Genomic DNA, 23,268 nt, shown 5'->3' with positions numbered 1-23,268 from the left:
GGCCAGAAGAAAGTCACCAAAGAAGAGGCCCTGAACCGCACACCAGCACCACATGCACGAGCTGCGCCGTGCAGCAGCCCAACGGCTGTCGCGCACACGCGACCCGCTGCGCTCTCGCCGCTGTCCCTGTCACCAGCACCATCCATCGCACCACCTGCCCGCTTAACGCCGGCTGCACGCCGGGCTCACGAGGAATGCCAAAACAGCGGCGCTCGGGCGCCGCATTCAGCCGCGCTGACCCGTCCGACGCGTCGCCCCAGCGACGCCGCATTCGCATTCGCTGATAAGCCCGGCGTGCAGCCGGCGTTAACCGGCGTGAAGGGACGGTGGATGGTGCTCGTCATAGGGACAGCAGCGAGAGCGCAGCGGCTCGCGTCGGGGCGCAATGCCAGTGGGCGTTCTCGCGCGCCGCTCATGGCGTCGTCGCGATCGTGTGCGGTTCAGCGCCTCTTCTTTGGTGACTTTCTTCTGGCGCCGCAGAAGAAAGTTACCCGCCCGCCGGGGCGGACTCCCGGCACCACATTCGGCATCAACCAGGCGCAACGAGGCACCTCCCATAGATTGCCCGTTGAAAGCACCCCATGACAACCCAACTCCACTCCCCGCGCACAGCCGGGAAAGTCACCAGCACGCTGCGCATCAAGCTGGCCGTCATCCTCATCTACATGCTCTTCGGCGCCCTGCTCAACAGCGTCGGTGCCGTCAACCTGCTGGTCGTGCAGACCCTCGGCGTCGCCAGGCAAGACGCGGCGCTGCTCGACGCCTGGAAAGACCTCCCCATCGCCATCACGTCCTTCCTGGTGGCCTCGCTCCTGCCCAGGCTGGGCTTGAAGAAATCCATGCTGCTGGCCGTCGCTGCGGTCGGCGTCACCTGCGCGCTGATGCCGACGCTCTCCGCGTTCTGGGCCATCAAGCTGCTGTTCAGCACCCTCGGCGCCGGCTTCGCGCTCGTGAAGGTCTCGGCCTATTCCATGATCGGCCTCGTCACCCACGACAAGGCCGGCCACGCGCGCTTCACCAACCTGCTCGAAGGCCTGTTCATGGTCGGCGTGCTGGGCGGCTTCCTGCTGTTCAGCAACGCCGCCCGCGCGCAAGGCACCGGCTGGCTGCAGGTCTATCCGGTGCTCGCTGGCATCGCCGCGGCGGCCTTCGTGCTGCTGCTCGTCAGCCCGCTGGACGAAGGCCCCATCCAGTCGCCAAACACCACGCTGCGGCAGGACCTGCTCGCCATGGCGCCGCTGCTGAAGATGGGCCTCGTCGCCGTGTTCCTGCTGTCGGCCTTCCTCTATGTGCTCATCGAGCAAGGCATCTCCACCTGGCTGCCCAGCTTCAACAACGAAGTGCTGCACCTGCCCACCGCCATGAGCGTGGGCCTGGCGGTCATCATGCCGGCGACCACCGCGTTAGGCCGCCTGACCAGCGCGGCCGTCATCGGCCGGCTGGGCTGGTTCGCGGTCGTCATGGCCTGCCTCGTCGGCATCGCGGTGCTCATCCTCATCACGCTGCCGCTGTCCCGCAACATCACGCCGCTGGGCGCCGACGCCGGCTGGCTGAATGCACCGCCCGCGGCCTACCTGCTGCCGCTGACGGGCCTGCTGCTGGCGCCCATCTACCCCGCGATCAACTCGGCCATGCTGAGTGCGCTGCCGCAGCGCCAGCACGCCGCGATGACCGGCCTCATCGTCGTCTTCTCCGCGCTGGGCGGCACGCTGGGCAGCTTCATCACCGGCCGGCTGTTCGTCGCCTTCGATGGCGCGACCGCCTTTGCGCTGCTGCTCGTGCCCGTCGCGGCCCTCGCCGTCTCCCTCGCCCGGCTGCGCCGGCGTCTTGCGTCATGACCTCTTCCTGCCCGAGCCCTGCTGAGCCCTTGGCCACCGCCACGCCCCAAGCGCTCTACGGCGAGCTGTTCGTCGCCGTGCAGATGGCGCGCGTCTTCCCCGACGGCAAGAGCTTCGTCGATGCGCGCCCCAAGGCGGCGCCCGCGCTGATCCGCGCCCGCTTTGACGTCGAGCGCCACTCGCCCGGCTTCTCGCTGGCCGACTTCGTGCAAGCGCATTTCGTGCTGCCCGGGCATGACGAGCCCGCCGGCCCGCGCCCGACGAACCCGGGGCACATCCGCCAGCACATCCGCGCGCTGTGGCCGCTGTTGGTGCGCGAGCACCGTACCGCTGCCGAGGGCGACAGCCTGCTCGCGCTGCCGCGGCCCTACGTAGTGCCCGGCGGGCGCTTCCGCGAGCTGTACTACTGGGACAGCTATTTCACGATGCTGGGCCTCGTCGCCGACGGGCGGCGCGACCTGGCCGAGCACATGCTGGCCAACTTCGCGCACCTGATTGCCAGCTACGGCTTCATCCCCAACAGCAGCCGCAGCTACATGCTGAGCCGCTCGCAGCCGCCGTTCTTCTTCCGCATGGTCGAGCTGCTGCATGCCGACGACCCGGCCGCCGGCTTCGCCAAGCACCTGCCATCGCTGCAGGCTGAACACGCTTTCTGGATGGACGGCGAGGCCACGCTCGCACCGGACCACGCCCATCGCCGCGCGCTGCGCACCGTCGACGGCGCGCTGCTGAACCGCTACTGGGACGACCGCGACACGCCCCGCGAGGAGAGCTGGCGCGAGGACGTCGAGACCGCCGAAGCGAGCGGCCGGCCGCACGAACAGGTCTGGCGCGACCTGCGCGCCGGCGCCGAAAGCGGCTGGGACTTCTCCGGCCGCTGGTGCGCCGACCCGGCCGACATCGCCACCATCGAGACCACCGCGCTGGCGCCGGTGGACCTCAACGCGCTGCTGGCCGGCTTGGAAGGCGCCATCGCGCTGGGCGCCGCCCGCGCCGGAGACACGGCGACCGCCAGCGCCTTCGAGGCCCGCGCCGCCACGCGCACCCGGTGGCTGCAAACCCGCTTCTGGCGCGCCAAGGATGGCGGGATGGGAGGCCACTTCGCCGACCTGAACTGGCGCAACGCCGCCGACCTCCGACCGCTGACCGCCGCGGCGCTGGTGCCGCTCTACCTGGGCCTGGCCACGCCGTCCCAGGCCGACGCCATGGCGGCGCAGGTCCAGCGCCATCTGCTCGGCGCCAACGGCCTGCTGACGACGGCGCTGGCCACCGGCCAGCAATGGGACGCCCCCAACGGCTGGGCGCCGCTGCAGTGGATGGCGACCCAAGGCCTGGCCCGCTACGGCCACACCACGCTGGCCCGCGACATCGCCCGGCGCTGGTGCACCAGCGTGCAGCGCGTCTACCTCGCCACCGGCCGGCTGCTGGAGAAGTACGACGTTGCCGAGGACCGCCCCGGCGGCGGCGGCGAGTACGAAACGCAGGACGGCTTCGGCTGGACCAACGGCGTGTTCGCGGCGCTCAGCGACGGGCTGCTGCAAGCCGCCAACCCCTGAGGTCTAGGGGGCCGCGGCGGCCTGTGCCGCCATGGGCTCGGGCTAAGCTGGCGCCACATGCCCGCCGACACGCCCGCGCTCAGCCCCGCCGCCCTCGCCCGCTGCGTCCCGTTCGTCGTTTTCATGGCCCTGCTGGCGCTGCGGGGCTACCTGCCGGCCGACCTGGGCGTGGACGCGCGCTGGATCTACGGCGCCCAGACCGTCATCGTCGGCGGCCTGCTGGCCTGGTACTGGCGCGGCTACGGCGAGCTGGTGCGGCAGAACCTGCCCGACGCCCGCCAGACCGGCTGGGCGGTCGTCGTCGGCATCGCCGTCTTCGCCATCTGGGTGCAGCTGGACGCGCCCTGGATGCAGCTGGGCTCCGCCACCGCCACCTTCGTGCCGCTGGACAGCGCCGGCCAGCCGATCTGGCCGCTGATCGCGCTGCGCCTGGCCGGCGCGGCGCTGGTGGTGCCCGTCATGGAGGAGCTGTTCTGGCGCAGCTTCCTGATGCGCTGGATCCAGCACCCCGGCTTCGAGCGCGTCGACCCGCAGACCGTCGGCCTCAAGGCTGTGGCGCTGTCCACCTTCGTCTTCACGCTGGCCCACACGCTGTGGCTGGCCGCCATCGTCGCCGGCCTGGCGTATGCGCTGCTCTACCGTCAGACCGGCAAGCTGTGGACGGCCGTCATCGCGCACGCAGTGACGAACGGGCTGCTGGGCATCTGGGTCATCCGGACCGGGCGTTGGGAGTTCTGGTGAGCAGGGTCAGCACAAGGGCAAGCTTGACGGCGCGTCATCCCCTGGCCGACCCGGCCTGCGCGATGACGCGCCACCCGTCGTGGCCAGGCGATGCCCCTTCGGGCGGAGGCCTCGCCGCGCCGGCCGCGTCGTTGCAGCGCTTGCCAAGGCGAAGGGCCTTGGCCGCGCACTGCGCCTAGCCGCCAACCCGGCCAGGCCCCCGCGCGCCGCCAATCTCGCCCTTGCGCTGGCCCAGTCCTGGCCGCTCCAGATCCCGGAACGCCTCGAACACCCACGACCGCAGCCCGATGACGACGCTGTAGGGCCGCTTCTCGGCCGACGGCAGCTTCTGGTCCAGCAGGTGCTGGCGCGCGAAGTCGTCGGCGGCGCGCTGCAGCCGCTCGGCCAGCTCGCGCGCATGGCCGGCGCCGAACTCGCCGTGCACCAGCGTCAGCAGCTCGCCCTCGCCGTCGAAGCCACCGGCGAAGAAGTCCGCCATCACGCGCTCGCGGAAGAAGGTCATCACCGGGCCTTGCGGCCGCCAGCGCAGCGTCTTGGCGACCTTGAGCTTGTAGCGGTTGCCCGGCCGCAGCTCGATGACGCCGAGCCGGTCCAGCTTGGCCAGCGCGGCAATGGCGTCGGCCTCGCTGAGCCGGTAGCGCGCCAGCACGTCCTCCAGCGCCCAAAGGCTCAGGCAGCAGATGGCCACTAGCAGCAGCTTGGGGTCGGCGACGACGGCCTTCTCCTGCTCCAGGCTCAGCTCGCGCTGCGTTGGCGCCTGGGCCGCGAGGCGGCTGGCCAGTTCGGCGAACTCCAGCTTCAGCACGCGGCAGATCTCGTCCACGCGCGACAGCGGCATCTCGCCGCCCGGCGCCAGCATGCGCTTGACGCTGGACTCCGACAGGTCCAGCGCCTGGGCCAGCTCCGCATAGCTGATGCCCTGGCTCTTCAACTCGCCCTTGATCAGCGCGACGAGGGATTGGGTGCTCGACATGGGCGCGAACGGTAGCGCATGGCGCCCCCATCGGACGCAACCGCCGCGCCGGCACGACAAAAACGCGGCCGGCGCCCCGCCTCGCCACGAAGCTCGCGGCCTTCTTCACTGCCCGAGCGCCATCGTCATGTTGACCCGACGCCATCTGCTGTGCTGCGGCGCAGCCGCCGGCCTGTTCACCTCCCTCGCCGGCCCGGCCCGCGCCGGCCTGCTCAACCCCTGCCGCGGCGGGCTGCCGGAGCCGCTGCGGCCGCTCGTCGAGCGCACCTTCGCTGGCCTTGATCCACAGCAGCTCTGGGACGTGCACACCCACCTGCTGGGCACCGGCGACTCCGGCTCGGGCTGCACGGTCAACGCGCAGCTCAGCCAGTGGTGGCACCCGATGGAGATGCTGCGCAAGCGCTTCATCCTGAACGCCGCCTGCGTGCCGGCCGATGCGCCCAGCGTGGACCGCGCCTATGTCGAGCGCCTGTGCGCACTGGCCGCCGATTTCCCGCAAGGCGCACGCTGGATGCTGTTCGCCTTCGACCACGCCTGCGACAGCGCCGGCCGACCGCATGCCGCGCACACCACCTTCCATGTGCCCGACGCCTATGCGGCCCGCATCGCCGCCGAGCACGCGCAGCGCTTCGCCTGGGTGGCGTCCATCCACCCCTACCGGCCCGATGCGCTGGCGCGACTGGACGCGGCATTGGCCGGCGGCGCCGTCGCCCTGAAGTGGCTGCCGTCCAGCATGAACATCGACCTGCGCGATGCCAGGCTGCGACCCTTCTACGACCGCCTGGCCGCCGCGCGCCTGCCCGTCATCGTGCATTGCGGCGAGGAGCGCGCCGTGCCCGGCGCCGGCCGCGACGAGCTGGGCAACCCGCTGCTGGTGCGCTCGGCGCTCGAACACGGCGTGCGCGTGGTCATCGCGCATTGCGCGTCCCTGGGCAACGCGCTGGACCTGGACCAGAAACGTCCCCGCGAGACGCCGGCCTTCTCGCTGTTCACCCGGTTGATGGACGAGGACTGGGACGGCCGGCTGCTGGGCGACATCTCCGTCGCGCTGCAGACCAACCGCCATCCCGACGTGGGCCGCACGCTGCTCACGCGCCAGGACTGGCATCCGCGCCTGCTGCACGGTTCGGACTACCCGCTGCCGGGCATCCCCGCCGCGGTGCGCCTGCCTGTCCTCGTCAGCGCCGGCCTACTGGACGCCGCCGATGCGCCCGCGCTGGATGCCCTGCGCGAGCACAACCCGCTGCTGTTCGACCTGGCCCTCAAGCGCCTGGCCCGGTGGCGCGGCGCGCGCCTGTCACCGGCCGTCTTTGCCACCCGGGCGCACTTCCAACGCCCGTCGGTGTCATGAAGCGCTACCTTTCGGCGCTTGCCACGCGCCTCGGAACTATTCCCGAGGCCGACACCGGCCGCTTCACGCAAGATCGCGGCCATTCCAAACCACAGGGAGTTCTTGAGATGCCTTCCCCAATGACCATCCGTCGCGACACCAGCGCCTGGCGCCTGCAGGTCTGGGTCTCGTTCGGCATCAGCGTGCTGCTGTGCGCCTCCGGCCTGGCCTGGCTGCCGGGGCAGGATCTGGACCGCGCCTTCATGGTGATGGGCTATGTGTTCTGCCTGTCCACGGCGTTCGCGCTGGCCAAGTTCATCCGCGACAACCAGGGCCGCCAGGTCGACACCCCCATGTGGCGCGTCGTCGTGTGGGCCGGCTTCGTGCTGGCCATGGGCCTGACGGGCTGGGGCCTGTGGCGCATGGAGATACAGCCGGTGTGGAAGGCCTACCTGGGCGTCTGCTGGCTGTACCTCATTTCAAACGTCTTCACGCTGGCCAAGATGCTGCGCGACGCGCACGAGGCCGACCTGATGGAAGCCCGCATGCAAGGCCGCCGCGACGCGATGGCCGGCGACACCGAAACGCTGTGAAAAGGACCCACCCCATGAAACCCCTGCTTGCCGCCCTCGCGCTGTCGCTGGCCCTCTCGGCACACGCGCAATCCGAACTCAGCGCGATCTCCGTGGCGCCGGTGGCGATTTCCGTCGTGGCCGTCAGCGCCACCGGCGCGGCGCTCAGCGTGGCGCCCTCGGCCATCCTGTCGGCCGGCGTGACGCTGGTGGTCGTCAGCGTCGAGGTCGTCGGCGGCGTCACGGTCTGGGTGCTGGAGCGCGCGTCGGACGGTGCCCGCATCAGTCTGCGCACGTCCGGCCAGCTTGCCAAGGGCGTGGTCGTGTCCACCGGCGCGGCGGTGGCGGTCAGCGTCATCGGTGCGGGCACGGTGCTGTCGGTGGCCGGCGAGGTCATCGCCTTCATCCCGAACGAGATCGGCAAGGCGCTGCTGCACAACGAGCAGGTCACGCGGTGAGGCGCGCCGCCGCGCTGGTGCTGCTGGCCGCAACTACGGCCGCCCACGCCGGCCGCCCCTGCGAGGAGAAGGCGCAGACGACGCAGCAGGTCGAGCAGGGGCTGAGCCTGGCGCAGGCCGCCGCACGGCAGCTGGACGCGAGCGGCGCCCAGGTCGCCATCCTGGCCCGCGCGGGGCAGGACCTCAGCAAGTACGGCCTGCAGTGGTCGCACCTGGGCTTTGTCTACAAGGACACCCACCAGCAACCATCGGTCTGGCGCGTGATGCACAAGCTCAACCACTGCGGCACCGACCACGCGGCGCTGTACCGACAAGGCCTGGGCGAGTTCTTCCTGGACCGCCCGCACCGCTACGACGCCGCCTTCGTCGTGCTCAAGCCCGAGCTGCAGCAGGCGCTGCTGCCCGTGCTGGCCGACAACGCCCGCGTCGCGCGGCTGAACGAGCGCCGCTACAGCATGGTGGCCTACCCGTTCGCGACGACCTACCAGCAAAGCAACCAATGGGTGCTCGAAACGCTGGCGGCCGCCGCCGCGCCCAACGTCAACAGCCGCCGCGACGCCCAGGCCTGGCTGAAGGCCCAGGGCTACCAGCCCACCGACCTGCGCCTGTCCGCGCTGGAGCGGCTGGGCGGCCGGCTGACGCAGGCCAACATCGCCTTCGACGATCATCCGACCGCGCGGCGCATGACCCGGCACATCGACACGGTCACCGTGGACTCGATGTTCGCCTGGCTGCCGCGCGCCGGCCTTTCGCAACCCTCACAACTCGTCCAGCAATGAGCACCGAGCATCCCAATCAGTTCGCCCTGCTGGGCCAGCGCCGCTTCGCGCCCTTCTTCTGGACGCAGTTCCTCGGCGCCGCGAACGACAACGTCTTCAAGTTCGCGTTCACGCTGATGATCACCTACCAGCTGCAGCTGGAATGGCTGCCGCCCAGCCACGCCGGCCTGGTCATCGGCGCGCTGTTCATCCTGCCCTATGTGCTGTTCTCGGCCACCAGTGGCCAGCTCGCCGACAAGCACGACAAGGCCCGGCTGATGCAGCTGGTGAAGAGCCTGGAGATCGCCATCATGGCCATCGCCGGCTGGGGCTTCTACACGGCCAACGTGCCGGTGCTGCTGCTGTGCGTGTTCCTGATGGGGCTGCACTCCACGCTGTTCGGCCCGGTCAAGTACGCCTACATGCCGCAGCAGCTCAGCGAGCGCGAGCTGACCGGCGGCAACGGCATGGTGGAGATGGGCACCTTCGTGGCCATCCTGCTGGGCCAGCTGGCGGGCGGCATCCTGGTCGACACGCCGGTCGTCGGGCCGCAGCATGTGGCCTGGGCCTGCCTGGCACTCGCCGTGCTGGGCCGCGCCACCGCGCAAGCGATTCCGCCCAGCCCGTCGACCGACCCTGATCTCGTCATCAACTGGAACCCCATCACCGAGACCTGGCGCAACCTCAAGCTGGCGCATGAAGGCCTGGCCGTGTTCCGGTCCCTCTTGGGCATCTCGTGGATGTGGTTCTTCGGCGCGGTGTTCCTCAGCAACTTCCCGGCCTTCGCCAAGGAAGTGCTGCACGGCAGCCCGCAGGTCGCGTCGCTGCTGCTGGCGGTGTTCTCCATCGGCATCGGCATCGGCTCGCTGATGTGCGAGATGCTGAGCAAGCGGCATGTCGAGATCGGCCTGGTGCCGCTGGGCGCCATCGGCATGAGCGTGTTCGCCATCGACCTCTACTTCGCCGCCAGCGGCTTGGCCGCAAGCGCGCCGTACAGCGTCGGCGCCTTCCTCAGCGTGCCGGCGCACTGGCGCGTGCTGGCCGACCTGACGCTGCTGGCGCTGTTCGCGGGCCTGTACAGCGTGCCGATGTACGCGCTGATCCAGCTGCGCGCCCAGCCCACGCACCGGGCGCGCATCATCGCGGCCAACAACATCCTGAACGCGCTGTTCATGATCGCGAGCAGCGTCATCGCCGGCGTCATGCTGAGCGCGGGCCTGAGCATCCCGCAGATCTTCCTGGCCGTCGGCATCGCCAACGCGGTCGTGGCGTTCTACATCTTCCTCATCGTGCCGGAGTACCTGCTGCGCTTCGTCGCCTTCGTGCTGACGCGGCTGGTCTACCGCTTTCGCATCGTCAACGACGAGCGCATCCCCACCACCGGCCCGGCGGTGCTGGTCTGCAACCACGTCTCTTTCGTCGACGCCGTGCTGCTGATGGCCGCCAGCCCGCGGCCCATCCGCTTCCTGATGGACCACCAGATCTTCAAGACGCCGGTGCTGGGCTGGATGTTCAGGCTCGCCAAGGCCATCCCCATCGCACCGGCCAAGACCGACCCGGCGACTTATGAAGCCGCCTTCACCGCCGCCCGCGCCGTGCTGGCCGACGGCGAGATGGTCTGCATCTTCCCGGAGGGCGGCATCACGCGCGACGGCGAACTGCAGCCGTTCAAGGGCGGCGTCATGAAGCTCATCGACGGCATGCCCGACGTGCCCGTCATCCCGATGGCGCTGGGCAATCTGTGGGGCAGCTATTTCTCGCGCGTCGAGGGTGGCAAGGCGATGGCGAAGCCGCTGCGGCGCGGGTTCTGGAGCCGGGTGTCCTTGAACGTCGGTGAAGCGCTGCCGACGACGGCCGTGTCCCCAGATGGCCTCAAGACACGCGTGCAGGCGCTGTTGAGCGGAGCGGTGGCATGAGCACGGATGCCCAAACCTCTTTCGGCCGGATGGTGCTCATCAGCCTGCTGATCGTCGCCACGCTGGGCTTCGGCCTCGCGGGCCTGTGTGGCGCGGCGTTCACGGTGATGACGCTGCCCGACATGTTCTCCAGCCGCGTCGAGAACTACTCGGGCGCCTTCCTCATCATCTCCGTGCCCAGCCTGCTGATCGGCGGCATGCTCACCTGGCTCTGCGCGCGCAAGCTGTCGCGCATGCTCAAGCGCGACGCTTGATCACCGACGCCACCACCGCCGCCTGGGTCCACACGGCCTTTGCCTACGCCGGCATGGCCGTCGGCGCGGCGTTGTGGCGGCGCGCGATGCGGCAGCAGCAGCGCGGCGGCGCACTGGCGCCGGGCAACTTCGGCCTGCTGGTGGGCTTGCTGATCGGCGCAGCCATCGGCAACAAGCTCGTCTTCCTCATCGAGCGGCCGGACGTGGCACTGACCATGTGGCGCGGCGGGGCGCTGATGTTCCCGGGGCAGAGCATCGTCGGCGGCCTGCTCGGCGGACTGATAGGCGTGGAGATCGCCAAGAAGCTGACCGGCCAGACCCGCAGCACCGGCGACGCGATGGTACTGCCCATCGCCATCGGCCTCTGCATCGGCCGCGTGGGCTGCTTTCTCGCCGGCCTGCATGACGACACCTACGGCCTGCCGACTTCGCTGCCTTGGGGCGTGGACTTCGGCGACGGCGTTGCGCGCCACCCGACGCAGCTCTACGAGATCGCCGTGGTGCTGCCGCTGGGCCTGGCGCTGCACCGCGCCCGCCTGCCCACGCCGGGCCTGGCGTTCAAGCTGTTCCTGAGCGCCTACCTGCTGTGGCGCTTCGCCGTCGAGTTCCTCAAGCCCGTGCCGGTCGCTTATCCGCTGGGCCTGTCGGGCATCCAGTGGACCTGCCTCGTCGCGCTGGCCACCTACACGCCCCTCGTGCTGCGCGCCTGGCGCCGCCCACCTCGATTGGCCACGCCATGACACGCAAGGTCCGCCCCTACCTGTTCTACGACACGACGCAGTCGGTCTGCACGACCTGCCTGCGCCCCGTAGAAGCCAAGATCGTCATCAAGGACGATAGGGTCTACATGGACAAGTGGTGTCCCGCCCACGGCACCGAGCGGGTGCTCGTCAGCGACGACGCCGGCTACTACCGCCAATGCCGCGAGGTCTTCGTCAAGCCGCCCGAGATGCCGCAGCGCTTTGCCACGCCGATGAAGTACGGCTGCCCCTACGACTGCGGCCTGTGCCCCGATCACATGCAGCACAGCTGCCTGTCCCTCATCGAGATCAGCGACCACTGCAACCTACGCTGCCCGACCTGCTACGCGGGTTCGGGGCCGGAGCGGCTGTCGCACCGCACGATGGGAGAAGTCATCGCGATGCTGGACGCCGTCGTCGCCAGCGAGGGCGAGGCCGACGTCGTGCAGATCTCCGGCGGCGAGCCGACGCTGCACCCGCAGTTCTTCGACATCCTCGACGCGGCCAAGGCCCGGCCCATCAAGCACCTGATGGTCAACACGAATGGCCTGCGCATTGCGCAGGACGCCGCGTTCGCCGAGCGGCTGGCGGGCTATGCGCCGGGGCTGGAGGTCTACCTGCAGTTCGACTCGCTCAGGCGCGAGGCGCTGATGGACCTGCGCGGCGCCGACCTGCGCGGGCCACACGACGCGGCGCTGGCGCGGCTGGACGCGCTGGGCATCTCGACGACGCTGGTCATGACGGTGAAGCGCGGCATCAATGACGACGAGATCGGCGACGTGATCCGCCACGGCCAGCGCTACAGCTGCGTGCGCGGCGTGACGCTGCAGCCGATCCAGAACGCCGGCCGTGTCGAGGCCTACGACGCAGCGAAGCATCGCTTGACCGTCAGCGAACTGCGCCGCCGCATCGCCGAGCAGAGCGGCATCTTCACGCTGGCCGACGTGCTGCCGGTGCCCTGCAACCCCGACACGCTCGCCATGGCCTACGCGCTGCGTGGCCCCAACGGCCTGGTACCGCTGACGCGCTATCTGGACGCAGCCACGCTGCTCAGCGGCGACCGCAGCACCATCGTCTTCGAGGGCGACCCGGCGCTGAAGGCCTCGGTCTTCAAGCTGTTCTCCACCAACCACTCGCCCGAGAGCCAGTCCAACTGCCTGTCCGAGCTACTGTGCTGCCTGCCCAAGATCGACGCGCCGCAGCTCAGCTACCGCGACGTCTTCCGCGTGCTCATCGTGCAGTTCATGGACGCGCAATCGCTGGACATCCGCGCGCTGAAGAAGAGCTGCATCCACATCGCCCGGCCCGACGGCCGGCTCATCCCGTTCGAGGCCTACAACCTCTTCTACCGCGACGAGCGCCAGGCCGAGCTGTCGACCATCCGCGCCGAGATCGACGCGCAGCGCGAGCAGCGCCTGCAGTTCAGGCCGGCGGCACCTCTCGTGCGCGCCTGAAGAGGCGCTTGACGCGCAGCTTGATGGCCCGTGCCGTGCGCCACACGGCGCTGGCGCGCACCCAGGCCAGCAGCTCGGCCTTCCAGGCGGTCCAGCGTGCATGCACGCGGGCGAACCACGGCAGCTGCATCAGCGCGGGCTGGATGAGCTGGAACAACCAGGCCAGCAGCGCCGTGCCGATCAACTTGGCCGCGACGATGACGGCAATACCCAGCGTCACGCGGCCCTCGGCCACCAGCCACACGGCCAGCAGCTTGACCGGCAGGATCAGCAGGCTGGGCAGCACCAGCACGACAAAGGCCCAGCGCGGCGGCAGGCGTTTCAGCAACGCCTCGAACTGCCGGATGACCGGCAGCTTCGCGATCAGCGCGAAGACGCGCCGCAGCGGCTCCCAGCCCCATTCCTCGAAGAGGATGAGCAGCGCGAAGAAGACCCGGACCGTCCAGCGCAGCGGGGCGAGCAGGTGTTTGAGCATGAAGATCAGAGCCTGACCTTGCAGCGCAGCCCCGCCGGCAGTTCACCCTTGGCGTTGTCGATCTCCGCCACGATGCCGAAGGTGCCGGCCGCCGCGTCGAGCACGCGGTCCACCGTGCGCACCCTGGCCTGGATGGGTTTGTCGGCAAACGGCGCCTCGGGCGTCACGCTGACCATCTGCCCCGGCTTGACCCGCGTGAAGGCCTTGACGGGCAGCAGCGCCTGTACCTTGAGCGGATGCGTCTGCGCGATCTTCAGCACCGGCTTCTTGGTGTCGCTGCTGTCCATCAGCGCGCCGGGGTAGAGGTACTGGTCGACGACGACGCCGCTGAACGGCGCCAGGATCTGGCGGCGGCGCAGCTGGTCGACGGCCTGGCGGTGGTCGAGGCGGGCAATCTGGTTGTTCTCCGTGGCCGTTTTCAGTTCGGCCTCGGCCAACTTGAGTTCGGCCTGCGCGTCTTCAACCGCCTGCGCTGAAACAAATTCCTCGGCCAGCAGGTCCTGCAGCCGCCGCGCCTTCTCGCGCAGCGCATTCACCTTGGCGCGCGACATCTCGGCCTGGCCCTGCGCCTCGGCGCGCGCCCTGGCCGACTCCGCGGCGCTGGACTCGACGCTGCTCTCGATGCTGACCAGCACCTGGCCCTGGCGGATGGCCTCGCCGCGACGGGCGTGCACGCGCTCCAGGATGCCGACGACGGGGCTGCGGATCTCCACCGTCTGGGCGGGTTCGATCATGCAGTCGTAGTCCTGCGCCACGGCGGGCAGGCTGAGCAGGGAGAGAAGGAGGGGCGTGGGCTTCATGTCGTGGAACCGGCAATGCCAATGATGCGATGGAGTTCGCGGTCCTGGCGCAAGGTTTGTTTTCTCATCTGCCAGGCGCGGCGTTCGGCATCGCCTTGGGCGATGCGCACGGCGAGCGCCAGGCCCTGGCCGCGGGCGAGCGCGGCGCGCAGCGGTGCCGGCAGCGTTCTGAAGAGCGGATCATCCGCCGCCACCAGCGCCCGCACCGTGCCCGGCTGGCCCTGGCGGCCGCTGCGGCCGAAGAGCTGGCGGTCCACGCGCGGGGACTCGTGGTATTCGGTCAGGATGACGTGCAGGCCACCGGCGGCGAGCGCCGTCGCGTCGGGCTTGATGTCGGTGCCGCGGCCGGCCATGTTGGTGGCGACCGTGATGCGGCCCGACGCGCCGGCGCGGCCGACGATGGCGGCCTCTTCGGCGTCCTGGCGCGCGTTCAGCACGACGACCTCGGCGCCGCGTTCGGCCAGCGCCGCCGCGGCCGCCTCGCTGGCCTCGACGCTGCGCGTGCCCACCAGCACGGCCTGGCCGCGCGCGGCGGCGGCGATGGCGTCGTCGGCCACCGCCTGCCACTTGGTCGATGCGTTAGCGAAGCAGGCCGCCGGCAGCGCGCGGCGCTGGATGGGCTTGTTCGTCGGCAGCCGGCGCACGCGCAGCCGGTAGGTCGCCCACAGCTCGCGCGCGGCCTCGGCCGCGGTGCCGGTCAGCCCGGCCAGCAGGTAGTAGCGGCGGAAGAAGCGCTGGAAGGTCATGCGCGCCAGCGTGTCGCGGCCGGCGGTGAGCTTCACGCCCTCCTTGGCCTCGATGAGCTGGTGCAGGCCCTGCTCCCAGCTGCGGTCGGCCATCACGCGGCCGGTGCTCTCGTCGACGATCTGCACCTTCAGGCCGTCCTCGGGCTTCTCGCCGGGCGCCAGGATGTAGTGCTGGTCACGCGCGTAGAAATGCAACGCCGTCAGCGCCTGGCGCAGCAGCTGCTCGCGCCAGGGCCGCGCGCGCCAGACCGGGCGCACGCCGTCGGGCAGGGGCGGGCAGGCGTCGAGCGCGCCGGGCTTCAGCTCGACCTCGCGGGACGCCAGCTTCAGCGAGAAGTGTTCACCGTCGCGCAAGGCCCGCGCGGCACCGATGGCCCAGGCCAGCAGCGCCGGCTCATGGATGCCCTCGGCCTCCTGCGAAATGATCATCGGCGTGCGCGCCTCGTCGATCAGCACGCTGTCGGCCTCGTCGACGATGGCGAAATGCAGCGCCGGGATCAGCGGCTCGGGCGCGTCGCCTCTGACGAAGCCGCGCACACCTGCCACGCGACCGGGCAGCAGGCCGTGGCCGGCGAGGCGGTCCTTCAGGTAGTCGAACACCAGCTCCTTGCCGCTGACGTAGCAGACGGCATGGCGGTAGGCCGTGCGGCGCTCGTCGGGCTCCATGCCGCCCTTGACGAAGCCGCCGGCCAGGCCGAAGAACTCGAACAGCGGCCGCATCTCCTCGCAGTCGCGCTCGGCCAGGTAGTCGTTGGTGCTGACGACATGCACCCGCGCGCCGCTGGCGGCCATGACGGTGGCGGCCAGCGCGGCGACCAGCGTCTTGCCTTCGCCGGTGCGCATCTCGGCCAGGCGCCCGGTGATGAGGATGCGCGCGCCGGCGAACTGCACCGGGTGGGGCCACAGGCCCAGCGTGCGGCGGGCGGCTTCGCCAACGGCGCCCAGCGCGCGGGCCAATGCAGCGTCGTCGTTCGCGTCGGCGCGCAACGCGGCCATGGCGTCATGCAATTGCCGGACGAGCGACTCCTCGCTCGCCTCGCGCAGCGGCAGCGCGGCGATGGCGGCGTTCAGCGCGGCAATGCGCGACGCAGGCTCGCTGCGCACCGGCAGCCAGCCCGGCAGGTCGCGCAACCAGCGCTCCAGCTTCTTGCCGCTCTCGTCGCCGCGCTCGTCACGCAGCGTGTCGGCGCGGCGGAATTCGGGGCCGGCCAGCGCACGAATCCAACGGAGGTCGCTCGTCATGACCGTCATGGCGCCACCCGCAGTGGATGACCCTGCATTTCAGGCCGAGCGCCGGGCCGTCCCAAGCCGGCCCGGTGGGCGATGTGCTTGCCGGTCGATCCGGCAAGCATCGCCGTCCCCTCGGGGGACCGGCTGGGCTGGCCCGCGTCCAGCGGTGCCAGACCGGGCGAGGGGCATGTCACTCTAGACATTGAGGCGCGCCAGGAAGGCCTGCCGCAGGCGCAGCAGCCATTGCGCTGCCAGCGGCGTGGCGCCCAGGTCGAAGCGCACCCAGACCTTGTCGCCAAACACCGCGCTCGGCGAGGGCTTGTCGAGCTGCAGCTCGATATCGAACACGCGGCGCAGGCTGTGCTTGCCGCCCTCCTTGGCCGGGTCCACGCCGATCTCGCCGCCTCCCGACGAGCCCAGCGCCGGCGACACCAGCTCGAAGCCGCCGCCCGGAACCTCGCGGCGCACACGCGCATCCAGCATCGCGTGCGGCGCCTGCATCAGGCGCACCTGCACGGCCTGCGCACGGCGCTTGACCATGCCAGCGTCTTCCTGCGTGACGGCCACGCGCACGCGGTCCGTCGGGCCGGTGACGAGGTAGCCCAGCAGCTCGCCGCGCTTCACCGAGCGGCCGGTCAGCTCGGTCGGGGCGTCAGGCACCCAGCGGCCGGCGCTGCCGGCAGCCACGTCCAGCGCGGCGACGCGGGCACGCGCCTCGTCGTAACGGGACTGCCTTGCGGCCAGCTCGGTGCGCAGCGGGATGGCCTTGGCCGGTTCGGCCACCTCGGCGCGGCGCAGCGTGGCCTCGGTCTGCGCCAGCGCCGCGGCGGCCTGCGTCAGCTCGGCCTGCAGCGGCAGGTTGTCGATCTTCAGGATGGGCGCGCCGCGCGCCACGGCGCTGCCCGCGTCGGCCTGCACGGCGCTGATCTGGCCCGGCGCCTCGGCCCGTACCAGCGCTTCGTCCGGCAGCCAGATGACGCCCTGGTGCACCGAGTAGAACGGCAGCGGCACCAGCCCCAGGAAGCCCAGCACGCCGGCCAGCAACAGCAGCGCGCGGCGCTTGGACGTCTCGCGCTGGCGCGCCAGCGAGCCGCCTTCGTCGAGGTGCTTCCAGGCCTTCCAGATGGGCACCACCAGCGCCTGCCAGGCCGCCATGACGGCCATCAGGGCGCCCAGCAGCAGGTACTCGCTGGCGACGAACCAGATCAGGCCGACGGTGATGAGGAAGCGGTAGACCGGCGCGATGGCGCCGTACAGGAACAGGATCCAGCGCTCGCCCTGCGAGGCCAGCGGCGGCTCGGCATCCTTGGCGCCGAACAGGAAGCGGTCGCTGAGATACACCCAGTAGGCCTGCGCGCGCTGCGCCAGGTTGGGCAGCTCCAGCAGGTCGGTGGCGATGAAGTAGCCGTCGTAGCGCATCAGCGGGTTGCCGTTGACAAGCAGCGTCGACACGCCGGCGATCAGGATGACGTTGTAGGCGATGGCCGTGACCAGCCCCGGCTCGGCCGCCAGCCACACATAGACGGCCACCGCGCCCAGCGCCAGCTCGGCCAGGATGCCGGCGGCCGCCACTTGGGCGCGCGCCCATTTGGACGGGAAGGCATAGGACGAGGTGGCGTCCACATAGGGCACCGGCGTGAAGATGATGAACAGCAGCCCGATCTCGCGCACCGTGCCGCCGCGCGCCTTCACCGCCAGGCCGTGCGCCCATTCGTGGATGCCCTTGACGACCGGGTAGACGAACCACAGCAGCAGCAGGTTGCTGGCCGACAGCACCCGGTCCGACAGGTTCTCGGTCAGCGCCTGCCAGTGCTGAGCGCCCAGCACGGCGGCCGGCACGACGAGGGCCAGCCACAGCAGCGCAACAGGCAGGCTGAACAGCGCCCGCGCCAGTGCCGTCTGCCGGTCGAACCAGGCATCGGGGTGGAACAGCGGCAGCCGCAGGCTCATCAGGTTCAGCCAGTTCTGCTTGAACTTGGCCTTGCGCTGGCGCTCGAAGCGCTCGAACACCTCGCCGGCGTCGGGCGAGACCTGCGTCTGCAGCAGGTCGTTGGAATGCAGCGACGACACCAGCTGCACCAGCTCGTGCTGGGAGATGCTGGCGCCGCCGTCTGCGTTGTCCTCGCTGGCCGCCGCGCAGGCGGCATCCCAAACTTGATCGAGCGTGCGGCGGCCGTCGCACAGCGACAGCACCCGCCAGACCTCGGGCGTCATGCGGTGAAAGCGCTGGCTGACGGGGTCGGACAGCAGCACCCACGAGCGGCCGCGCAGGCGGCGGTGCAGCGGCTCGACGCCGTCTCTGAGCCTGGGCCTCAGATGGCGGAGCGCGTGCCAGTGTTCGGAGAGCAGCGCCTGCATGTCAGCACCCCCAACAAGATGCGGGTCGAGCGCCGGGCCACACCCAAGCCGGCCCGCACTGGCGATGTGCTTGCGGCCCAATGCCGCAAGCATCGCCGTCCCGGAGGGAGCCCGACCGGGCTTGCCCGCGTGCAGCGGGGCAAGACTGGGCGAGGGGCTTCATGTCAGATCCAGTACTGCCACAGCTTCAGCCGCAGCCAGGCGAGGGACTCGCGCGTCCAGATCGTCAGCAGGTTGGACGTGCCGACCACCACCTTGGCCACGCCCTGCATGCCGGGGCTCAGCGGCGGCACGTCGCCCACCCAGGCGGCCTCGGCGCGAAAGCCGTTGGTGCCGTCCTGCACGCTGGCCGTGGCCGTCACGCGGCTGAGCTCGAAGTCGTGGCCGTCCTGCGGCTGGCCAGCCAGGCGCAGCACGCCGCGCTGGCCGGTGCGCACGCGGGCGATGTCGTGCTCGGGCACATGCAGCACGACGCGGTAGCCCTCGGAGGCGATCTCGAACATCTCCTTGCCCAGCTCGGCCGGCGCGCCGACCTGCTGCACCCAGTCGCCGGTGACGATGAGCCCGTCGATGGGCGCCACCAGCCGCGCGCGTGCCAGCTTCGCCTCCACCAGCGCGAGCTGGCCTTCGGCGCCCTGCAGCTCGGCGCTGGCGAGCGCGACGCCGGCGGCCTCGCGGTCGGCCATGGCTTGGCGCAGCCTGCCCGCGGCCTGGTCGCGCTCGCCGCGCAGCTTGGCCTGCTCCAGCTTCAGGTCGCGATCGTCCAGCCGCAGCAAGACCTGGCCCTGCCGAACCCGGTCACCCGGCCGCACCAGCGCCTCGGCGATGAAGCCCTCGAAAGGCGCGGTGACGAGCTGGCGCGTGCGCCCCTCGATGACGGTGTGCGCGGTGACGCGGTCGTCCACCGGCACCAGCAGCAACACGGCCAGCACCAGCACGGCCGCTGCCGCGCCGGCCTTCCAGGCCCAGTGGCCCGGGCCGCTGAGCCGCGCGCCGACGCGGCGCAACGCGCGCCAGGCGTGCACCGGCAGCGGCAGCTCCGCCGTGCGCCAGTGGCGCAGCAGCGGCTCCGCCAACGCCGCGCTCGTGCGCAACACCTGCTGGGCTGCGGGCGGCGTCTGGCCCTGCGCGACCAGCACGGCCACCACCTCGCCCTGGTTGAGCAACGGCAGCGCCCAGACCTCGCGCTCCACCAACTCACGGCCTTCGACAAAGGCGCGTTGGGCGATCTCCGTGGCCGCCCGCACGGCCGGGCTGCCGGTCTCGGCATGCGCCACGTCGGCCGCCACCCACCAGCGTGCGCGCTCATGGCGCACCTCGAACAGCGACAGGCGCAGCTCCGCCTCGGGGGGCAGCTCGCGGCGCGCCCAGGCGGCCGTGCGGTTGACCCAGTCCTGCGCCGCGCCGCGCGCCTCCTTTTGCGAGGCGACATGGCCCATCAGCTCCAGCAGTTCGGCCGCGCGCTGGTTGTGCGCCAGGCTGGCGGCGGAGAGCGTCAGCTGCAGCCAGCCCAACGACAGCAGCAGCAGCTGCAGGCTGCGGTCGTTGTGCGGCGGGCTCAGCAGCGCGCCGACGATGCCGGGCTGGCCGCTGGGCAGCGCCAGGTGAGTGCCCACCAGCAGCTCACCCGTCGCCACCCGGCTCAGGGCGACCGGGCTGTCGCGGGTGACGCGCACGCGCGCCTCGGCCCAGGCCCCGGCAACGTCCTCGCGTTCGAAGGGTGCCCGCCAGGCCGCATCGGCCGCGTACAGCGCCACGCCCTGGCAGGCCAGGCCTGCGGCATGCAGGCGCTGCAGCCACATCGCCAGCGCTGGCGCCAGCTCGGCGGCCTGGGGTGTCGCGGATGGCGGCGGCAGCACGACCTCGTGGTCGCTCATGACCCGCTCCGGTCGCGCGCGCGACCCATCTCGTTCGGCTGGTGCGCCACCAACTGCGCATCCAGCGCCTGCCAGTCGCCCTCGCCGAGCGCGCCGGCAAGCGCCCTCAACCTGAAATAACTCGCCCACGCGTCGTGCCGCGCGCGGGACAGGTCGCGCCGGGCTTCGAAGAGCTTGCCCTGGGCCTCCAGCACGTCCGCGTTGGTCTTGATGCCGACCTCGAAGCCACGCTGGTTGGCCCGCACCGACAGCGCCTGCGAGCGTTCGGCCGTGCCCAGCGCCCGGGCCTGCGACAACGCCGACAGCGTCGCCACGAAGGCCTGGCGCACGCCGATGACCAGCGTGCGGCGCGCCAGGTCCAGCTCGCCGGCGGCCTTGTCGCGCAGTGCCAGCGTTTCGGCCACCTTGGACTGCGTCGCGCCGCTGGCGAACAACGGGATGGTCAACGTCGCGCCGACGGCCGATGAAGTGCCCCGGCGCGGGAAAATGCTGGTCACCGTGCCGGTGTCTTTGGAGTGGGTGTAGTTGTAGTTGATGTCCACCGTCGGCGCGTGCGCGAGCGATGCCTTGCGCGTCTCGGCCTCGGCGGCCTCAACGGCCAGGCGCGCCTGGCGCAGCGATGGGCTCTCGGCCTCCGCACGGGACAGCCAGGCCAGCACGCTGTCGGCCGGCAGCGGTGGCAGCGCCTCGGCCGCGACGGCGCGCGCCAGCAGCGCAGGCGTCGGGCCGGCAGCCACTTCGGCGAGCACCTGCTGGCGAAGGTCCAGCTCGGCCTCGGCGGCCAGCACCTGGGCCACCGCGTTGTCGACGCGCGCCTCGGCCTCGCGCACTTCGGGCGCCGCGGCGCGGCCCACCTGGAAGCTGCGCCGCGCCGCCGCCAGCTGCTCGCCGTAGGCCTCGCGGAGCGCGGTCGCATGGGCCAGCACGTCGCGCGCCTTGAAGACTTCGAGCACCGCCTCGGCCAGCCGCTGCTGGGCTTCCAGCCGGGCCTGCATCAGTGCGCTGTCGGCCTGTTCGAGCTGACTGCGCGCGGCCTGCATCGCGGGGTACAGCGCGCCGCGCCACAGCGGCTGGTTGACCTGCACGACGTACTGGTCGGACTTGAACGGCCGCATCTCGCCGGCGGGCGCCTCACGGTAGCGCGTCTCATTCGTCGTCGCCGTCAGGTTGGCCGTCGGACCATAGGCGGCCTTGGCCTGGAACAGGCGCTCCTCGGCCGCGCGCATCGAGGCGCTGCTGGCGCGCACGGCGGGGTCGGCGTCGAGCGCGCGGGCGGCCAGTTCGGGCAGCGTCTGGGCGGAGGCGGCCGCCGCGCACAGCAGCAGGGCCGGCGCCAGGATCACGAGGGAGGAGGGAAGGCGCGGCACGAAGGCGGAGTCAGCGGTGTGGGTCGAACACAGGGCAGGTGGTGACGCGGCGGGTGCCGGCACCCCGGAGCTGGCGTCCGGCTGGTATCAAGCCGGCAAGGCGCGCAGATGATCCACGACGCGGGCAATGTCGGCCTCGGACACGTCGGCACGCCCCTGGACGAACGTGCGCAGCGCGGCCAAACGATCCTCGAAGGCCGGGTTCCTGGCCAGCCAGGCGACGATCAGCGGCTTCAGGCTCAGGTTGCGGCCATAGGAGACATATTCATCGGCCAGGTTCTGCGACGCTAGCGGATGCAGGCCTGGGTAGTCGAACGGGAACAGCTGCGGCTGGTTCATGACCTGATCCAGGCCGCCAGGCTGGCGCGCCAGTTCGAGCACCGGCAGGGCGTGGCGGTCGAAGAGGTCGAGCAGTGCCCGGATTTCGCCCGAGTTCTCGATGGGCACCGACCCGGACTTGGCGCCGACAAACGCGGTCGGGTGGAACCAGAAGGTCTCCGGTATCCGGATCTCGTTGCCGAAGATCTCCTCGAAGATCGCTTCGACCTCGTCGCTGCGATGGCCGCACCGCAGCATGCACTTGAAATCGGGGCCACTCCCCGTCACGCGCATCTGCACGCTCTGGTAGCCGTCGAGCGTGGGCCGCACGAACCCGGCATCCCAGCCCGTGCCGATCATGCGAGGCACGAAGCCATGGGGCGCCAGCCGCTCGCGTAGCAGCGTGGCGGTGAGCTGCGCCACCTCGGTCTTCGTGAGCGGCGGTGAGTCCTGCAGCTGGGCCGTCAGCTCCGCCCATTGCGGCTGCATCTCGGGCGGCAGCACGCCACCGCCCGGCAGGAACACCATGGCCAACGGCTCGGAGAAGACAACCAGGCCCAGCGCGGTGGCCTGGTTGACGACGGCCTGCAGAGCGGAGACCAGATCGTCGCCAGGCAGGCTGAGGTTCCAGACCGCTTCCGGCGCACGCCGCACCCGCTCGACCAGCGGGGCCGACCAGCCGGCATCCACGCGAGGCTGGGCCTGCAGCGCCTGCGCCAAGGCGAGGAACTTGGGGTTGGGCCCCGGCCGCTGGGCCTCCAGCCGCTCAAGGCCCAGGCAGGCTTGATCGAAGCTGGCGGGCAGCAGCAGTGCGCCGTCCCAGAGACTGAGGTCGTTGTTCATGCGTCGGGGCGAGGCCGGGGGGCCTCGATTCTGGATCAGCCGCCAGGGGTGCGGCGGCGTCGCGTGGCCAGGGCGCCGGCAAGGGCCACGCCGGCGAGGGCGAGGCTGGCGGGTTCGGGGACGGTGTTGCCGGTGGCGTCGCGGGTTTGCAGCGTGAGCTTGATGTAACCCAGGCTGCCGCCATCACCCGGCGTGGCGCGAATTTCGATGCTGTTGTCGGTGCCGATGGCACCCAGAAACGCCGCCAGGTCAAAGCTGTCCAGCCAGGCCACGTTGCTGCCCAGGCCGTTCACATCGCCATCCGTGTTCGTCAGTGAACCCACCAGCTGGTGGTTCAGGTAGACGCCAGCATCGCCTTCCAGGCCCCAACCGCCAGAGAAGATTTGCAACGACGCCCCCGTCAGCGTGCCGCTCCAACTGACGCCGAGGGACGCCGTGAACCCGCCATCGGTCCAGTCGTTGGTGCCATCGGGCTGCGGGTTGACGAGGTCGTCGACGGCGAACGTCGCCCCGTGGCTCAGGCCGATGCCCAGGCCGTCGAGCGCGCCGAAGCGGGTCTCGACCGTGCCCGCCAACGCCGAAGAACTCGCCAGCGCCAGGCACAGGCCGAGGGTGGACAAACAGGAACGGGTCAGATGCTTCATGGATAGGCCTGTGATCATTC

At 70.8% G+C, this 23,268-nt stretch carries 20 protein-coding genes; 11 read left to right on the top strand and 9 right to left on the bottom strand.

What is annotated here, in order from left to right:
* The first annotated feature begins 581 nt into the window (after nucleotides 1-581).
* Genes ASD35_RS00105 through ASD35_RS00095 form a run of 3 tightly spaced genes read left to right on the top strand, consistent with a single transcriptional unit; the run spans nucleotide 582 to nucleotide 4,135 of the window.
* Nucleotides 582-1,838 carry a sugar MFS transporter gene (locus tag ASD35_RS00105; RefSeq protein WP_082579777.1) on the top strand — a complete coding sequence of 419 codons (1,257 nt, stop codon included), beginning with the start codon at nucleotides 582-584 and terminating at the stop codon, nucleotides 1,836-1,838.
* 29 nt (nucleotides 1,839-1,867) lie between these two features.
* Nucleotides 1,868-3,394 carry an alpha,alpha-trehalase TreF gene (gene treF, locus ASD35_RS00100; protein ID WP_200955995.1) on the top strand — a complete coding sequence of 509 codons (1,527 nt, stop codon included), beginning with the start codon at nucleotides 1,868-1,870 and terminating at the stop codon, nucleotides 3,392-3,394.
* Between the two features lie 57 nt (nucleotides 3,395-3,451).
* Entirely contained in the window at nucleotides 3,452-4,135 is a 684-nt protein-coding gene (locus tag ASD35_RS00095; RefSeq protein WP_056872874.1) for a CAAX prenyl protease-related protein, read from the top strand.
* 175 nt (nucleotides 4,136-4,310) lie between these two features.
* Here ASD35_RS00095 and ASD35_RS00090 read toward each other — a convergent pair whose 3' ends face one another.
* Nucleotides 4,311-5,108, bottom strand: coding sequence for a helix-turn-helix transcriptional regulator (locus ASD35_RS00090; RefSeq protein ID WP_056872873.1), 798 nt, complete (start codon nucleotides 5,106-5,108; stop codon nucleotides 4,311-4,313).
* Nucleotides 5,109-5,235: 127 nt separating this feature from the next.
* Here ASD35_RS00090 and ASD35_RS00085 point away from each other — a divergent pair, with 127 nt between their 5' ends.
* The 8 genes from ASD35_RS00085 (at nucleotide 5,236) to ASD35_RS00050 (ending at nucleotide 12,590) form a co-directional block, all read left to right on the top strand.
* Nucleotides 5,236-6,459: an amidohydrolase family protein gene (locus tag ASD35_RS00085; protein ID WP_056872872.1), complete on the top strand. Its 1,224-nt coding sequence runs from the start codon at nucleotides 5,236-5,238 to the stop codon at nucleotides 6,457-6,459.
* 119 nt (nucleotides 6,460-6,578) lie between these two features.
* Nucleotides 6,579-7,031 (top strand): YiaA/YiaB family inner membrane protein, encoded by a 453-nt coding sequence (locus tag ASD35_RS00080; RefSeq protein WP_369819182.1) that lies wholly within the window; start codon nucleotides 6,579-6,581, stop codon nucleotides 7,029-7,031.
* Between the two features lie 14 nt (nucleotides 7,032-7,045).
* A complete protein-coding gene (locus tag ASD35_RS00075; RefSeq protein ID WP_056872870.1) occupies nucleotides 7,046-7,468 on the top strand; it encodes a hypothetical protein in 423 nt (140 codons plus the stop codon).
* Nucleotides 7,465-8,247 (top strand): DUF2145 domain-containing protein, encoded by a 783-nt coding sequence (locus ASD35_RS00070; protein WP_056872869.1) that lies wholly within the window; start codon nucleotides 7,465-7,467, stop codon nucleotides 8,245-8,247. Before ASD35_RS00075 ends, ASD35_RS00070 begins: the two co-directional genes overlap by 4 nt.
* A complete protein-coding gene (locus ASD35_RS00065) occupies nucleotides 8,244-10,142 on the top strand; it encodes an MFS transporter (RefSeq protein WP_082579775.1) in 1,899 nt (632 codons plus the stop codon). The genes ASD35_RS00070 and ASD35_RS00065 overlap by 4 nt, the downstream gene beginning before the upstream one ends.
* Complete coding sequence (locus ASD35_RS00060; protein ID WP_157275281.1) at nucleotides 10,139-10,396, top strand: hypothetical protein; 258 nt, start codon at nucleotides 10,139-10,141, stop codon at nucleotides 10,394-10,396. The genes ASD35_RS00065 and ASD35_RS00060 overlap by 4 nt, the downstream gene beginning before the upstream one ends.
* Entirely contained in the window at nucleotides 10,393-11,136 is a 744-nt protein-coding gene (locus ASD35_RS00055) for a prolipoprotein diacylglyceryl transferase (protein ID WP_200955994.1), read from the top strand. The genes ASD35_RS00060 and ASD35_RS00055 overlap by 4 nt, the downstream gene beginning before the upstream one ends.
* The gene (locus ASD35_RS00050; RefSeq protein WP_056872867.1) at nucleotides 11,133-12,590 is read left to right on the top strand and encodes a radical SAM protein; all 1,458 of its coding nucleotides are present in this window, start codon (nucleotides 11,133-11,135) and stop codon (nucleotides 12,588-12,590) included. The genes ASD35_RS00055 and ASD35_RS00050 overlap by 4 nt, the downstream gene beginning before the upstream one ends.
* Here ASD35_RS00050 and ASD35_RS00045 read toward each other — a convergent pair.
* From ASD35_RS00045 to ASD35_RS00010, 8 genes are all read right to left on the bottom strand, one after another.
* Nucleotides 12,559-13,065 carry a hypothetical protein gene (locus tag ASD35_RS00045; protein ID WP_056872866.1) on the bottom strand — a complete coding sequence of 169 codons (507 nt, stop codon included), beginning with the start codon at nucleotides 13,063-13,065 and terminating at the stop codon, nucleotides 12,559-12,561. The two genes, ASD35_RS00050 and ASD35_RS00045, sit on opposite strands and share 32 nt — an antisense overlap.
* Before the next feature lie 5 nt (nucleotides 13,066-13,070).
* Nucleotides 13,071-13,865 (bottom strand): efflux RND transporter periplasmic adaptor subunit, encoded by a 795-nt coding sequence (locus tag ASD35_RS00040; RefSeq protein WP_056872865.1) that lies wholly within the window; start codon nucleotides 13,863-13,865, stop codon nucleotides 13,071-13,073.
* On the bottom strand, nucleotides 13,862-15,862 hold the full coding sequence (locus tag ASD35_RS00035) for a DEAD/DEAH box helicase (protein WP_056872864.1): 2,001 nt from the start codon (nucleotides 15,860-15,862) through the stop codon (nucleotides 13,862-13,864). The genes ASD35_RS00040 and ASD35_RS00035 overlap by 4 nt, the downstream gene beginning before the upstream one ends.
* A 174-nt stretch (nucleotides 15,863-16,036) precedes the next feature.
* Nucleotides 16,037-18,199, bottom strand: a complete 2,163-nt coding sequence (locus ASD35_RS00030; protein WP_056872863.1) for a M50 family metallopeptidase — start codon at nucleotides 18,197-18,199, stop codon at nucleotides 16,037-16,039.
* Nucleotides 18,200-18,363: 164 nt separating this feature from the next.
* Complete coding sequence (locus ASD35_RS00025) at nucleotides 18,364-20,076, bottom strand: HlyD family efflux transporter periplasmic adaptor subunit (RefSeq protein WP_056872862.1); 1,713 nt, start codon at nucleotides 20,074-20,076, stop codon at nucleotides 18,364-18,366.
* On the bottom strand, nucleotides 20,073-21,443 hold the full coding sequence (locus tag ASD35_RS00020; RefSeq protein WP_162254399.1) for a TolC family protein: 1,371 nt from the start codon (nucleotides 21,441-21,443) through the stop codon (nucleotides 20,073-20,075). Before ASD35_RS00020 ends, ASD35_RS00025 begins: the two co-directional genes overlap by 4 nt.
* Nucleotides 21,444-21,530: 87 nt before the next feature.
* Entirely contained in the window at nucleotides 21,531-22,604 is a 1,074-nt protein-coding gene (locus tag ASD35_RS00015; RefSeq protein ID WP_056872860.1) for a hypothetical protein, read from the bottom strand.
* A gap of 35 nt (nucleotides 22,605-22,639) precedes the next feature.
* Nucleotides 22,640-23,248 carry a PEP-CTERM sorting domain-containing protein gene (locus tag ASD35_RS00010; RefSeq protein WP_056872859.1) on the bottom strand — a complete coding sequence of 203 codons (609 nt, stop codon included), beginning with the start codon at nucleotides 23,246-23,248 and terminating at the stop codon, nucleotides 22,640-22,642.
* Nucleotides 23,249-23,268 lie beyond the last annotated feature (20 nt).

This window comes from Pelomonas sp. Root1444 (assembly GCF_001426885.1).
Lineage (GTDB): Bacteria > Pseudomonadota > Gammaproteobacteria > Burkholderiales > Burkholderiaceae_C > Pelomonas.
This window is presented reverse-complemented; position numbering and strand designations above follow the sequence as displayed.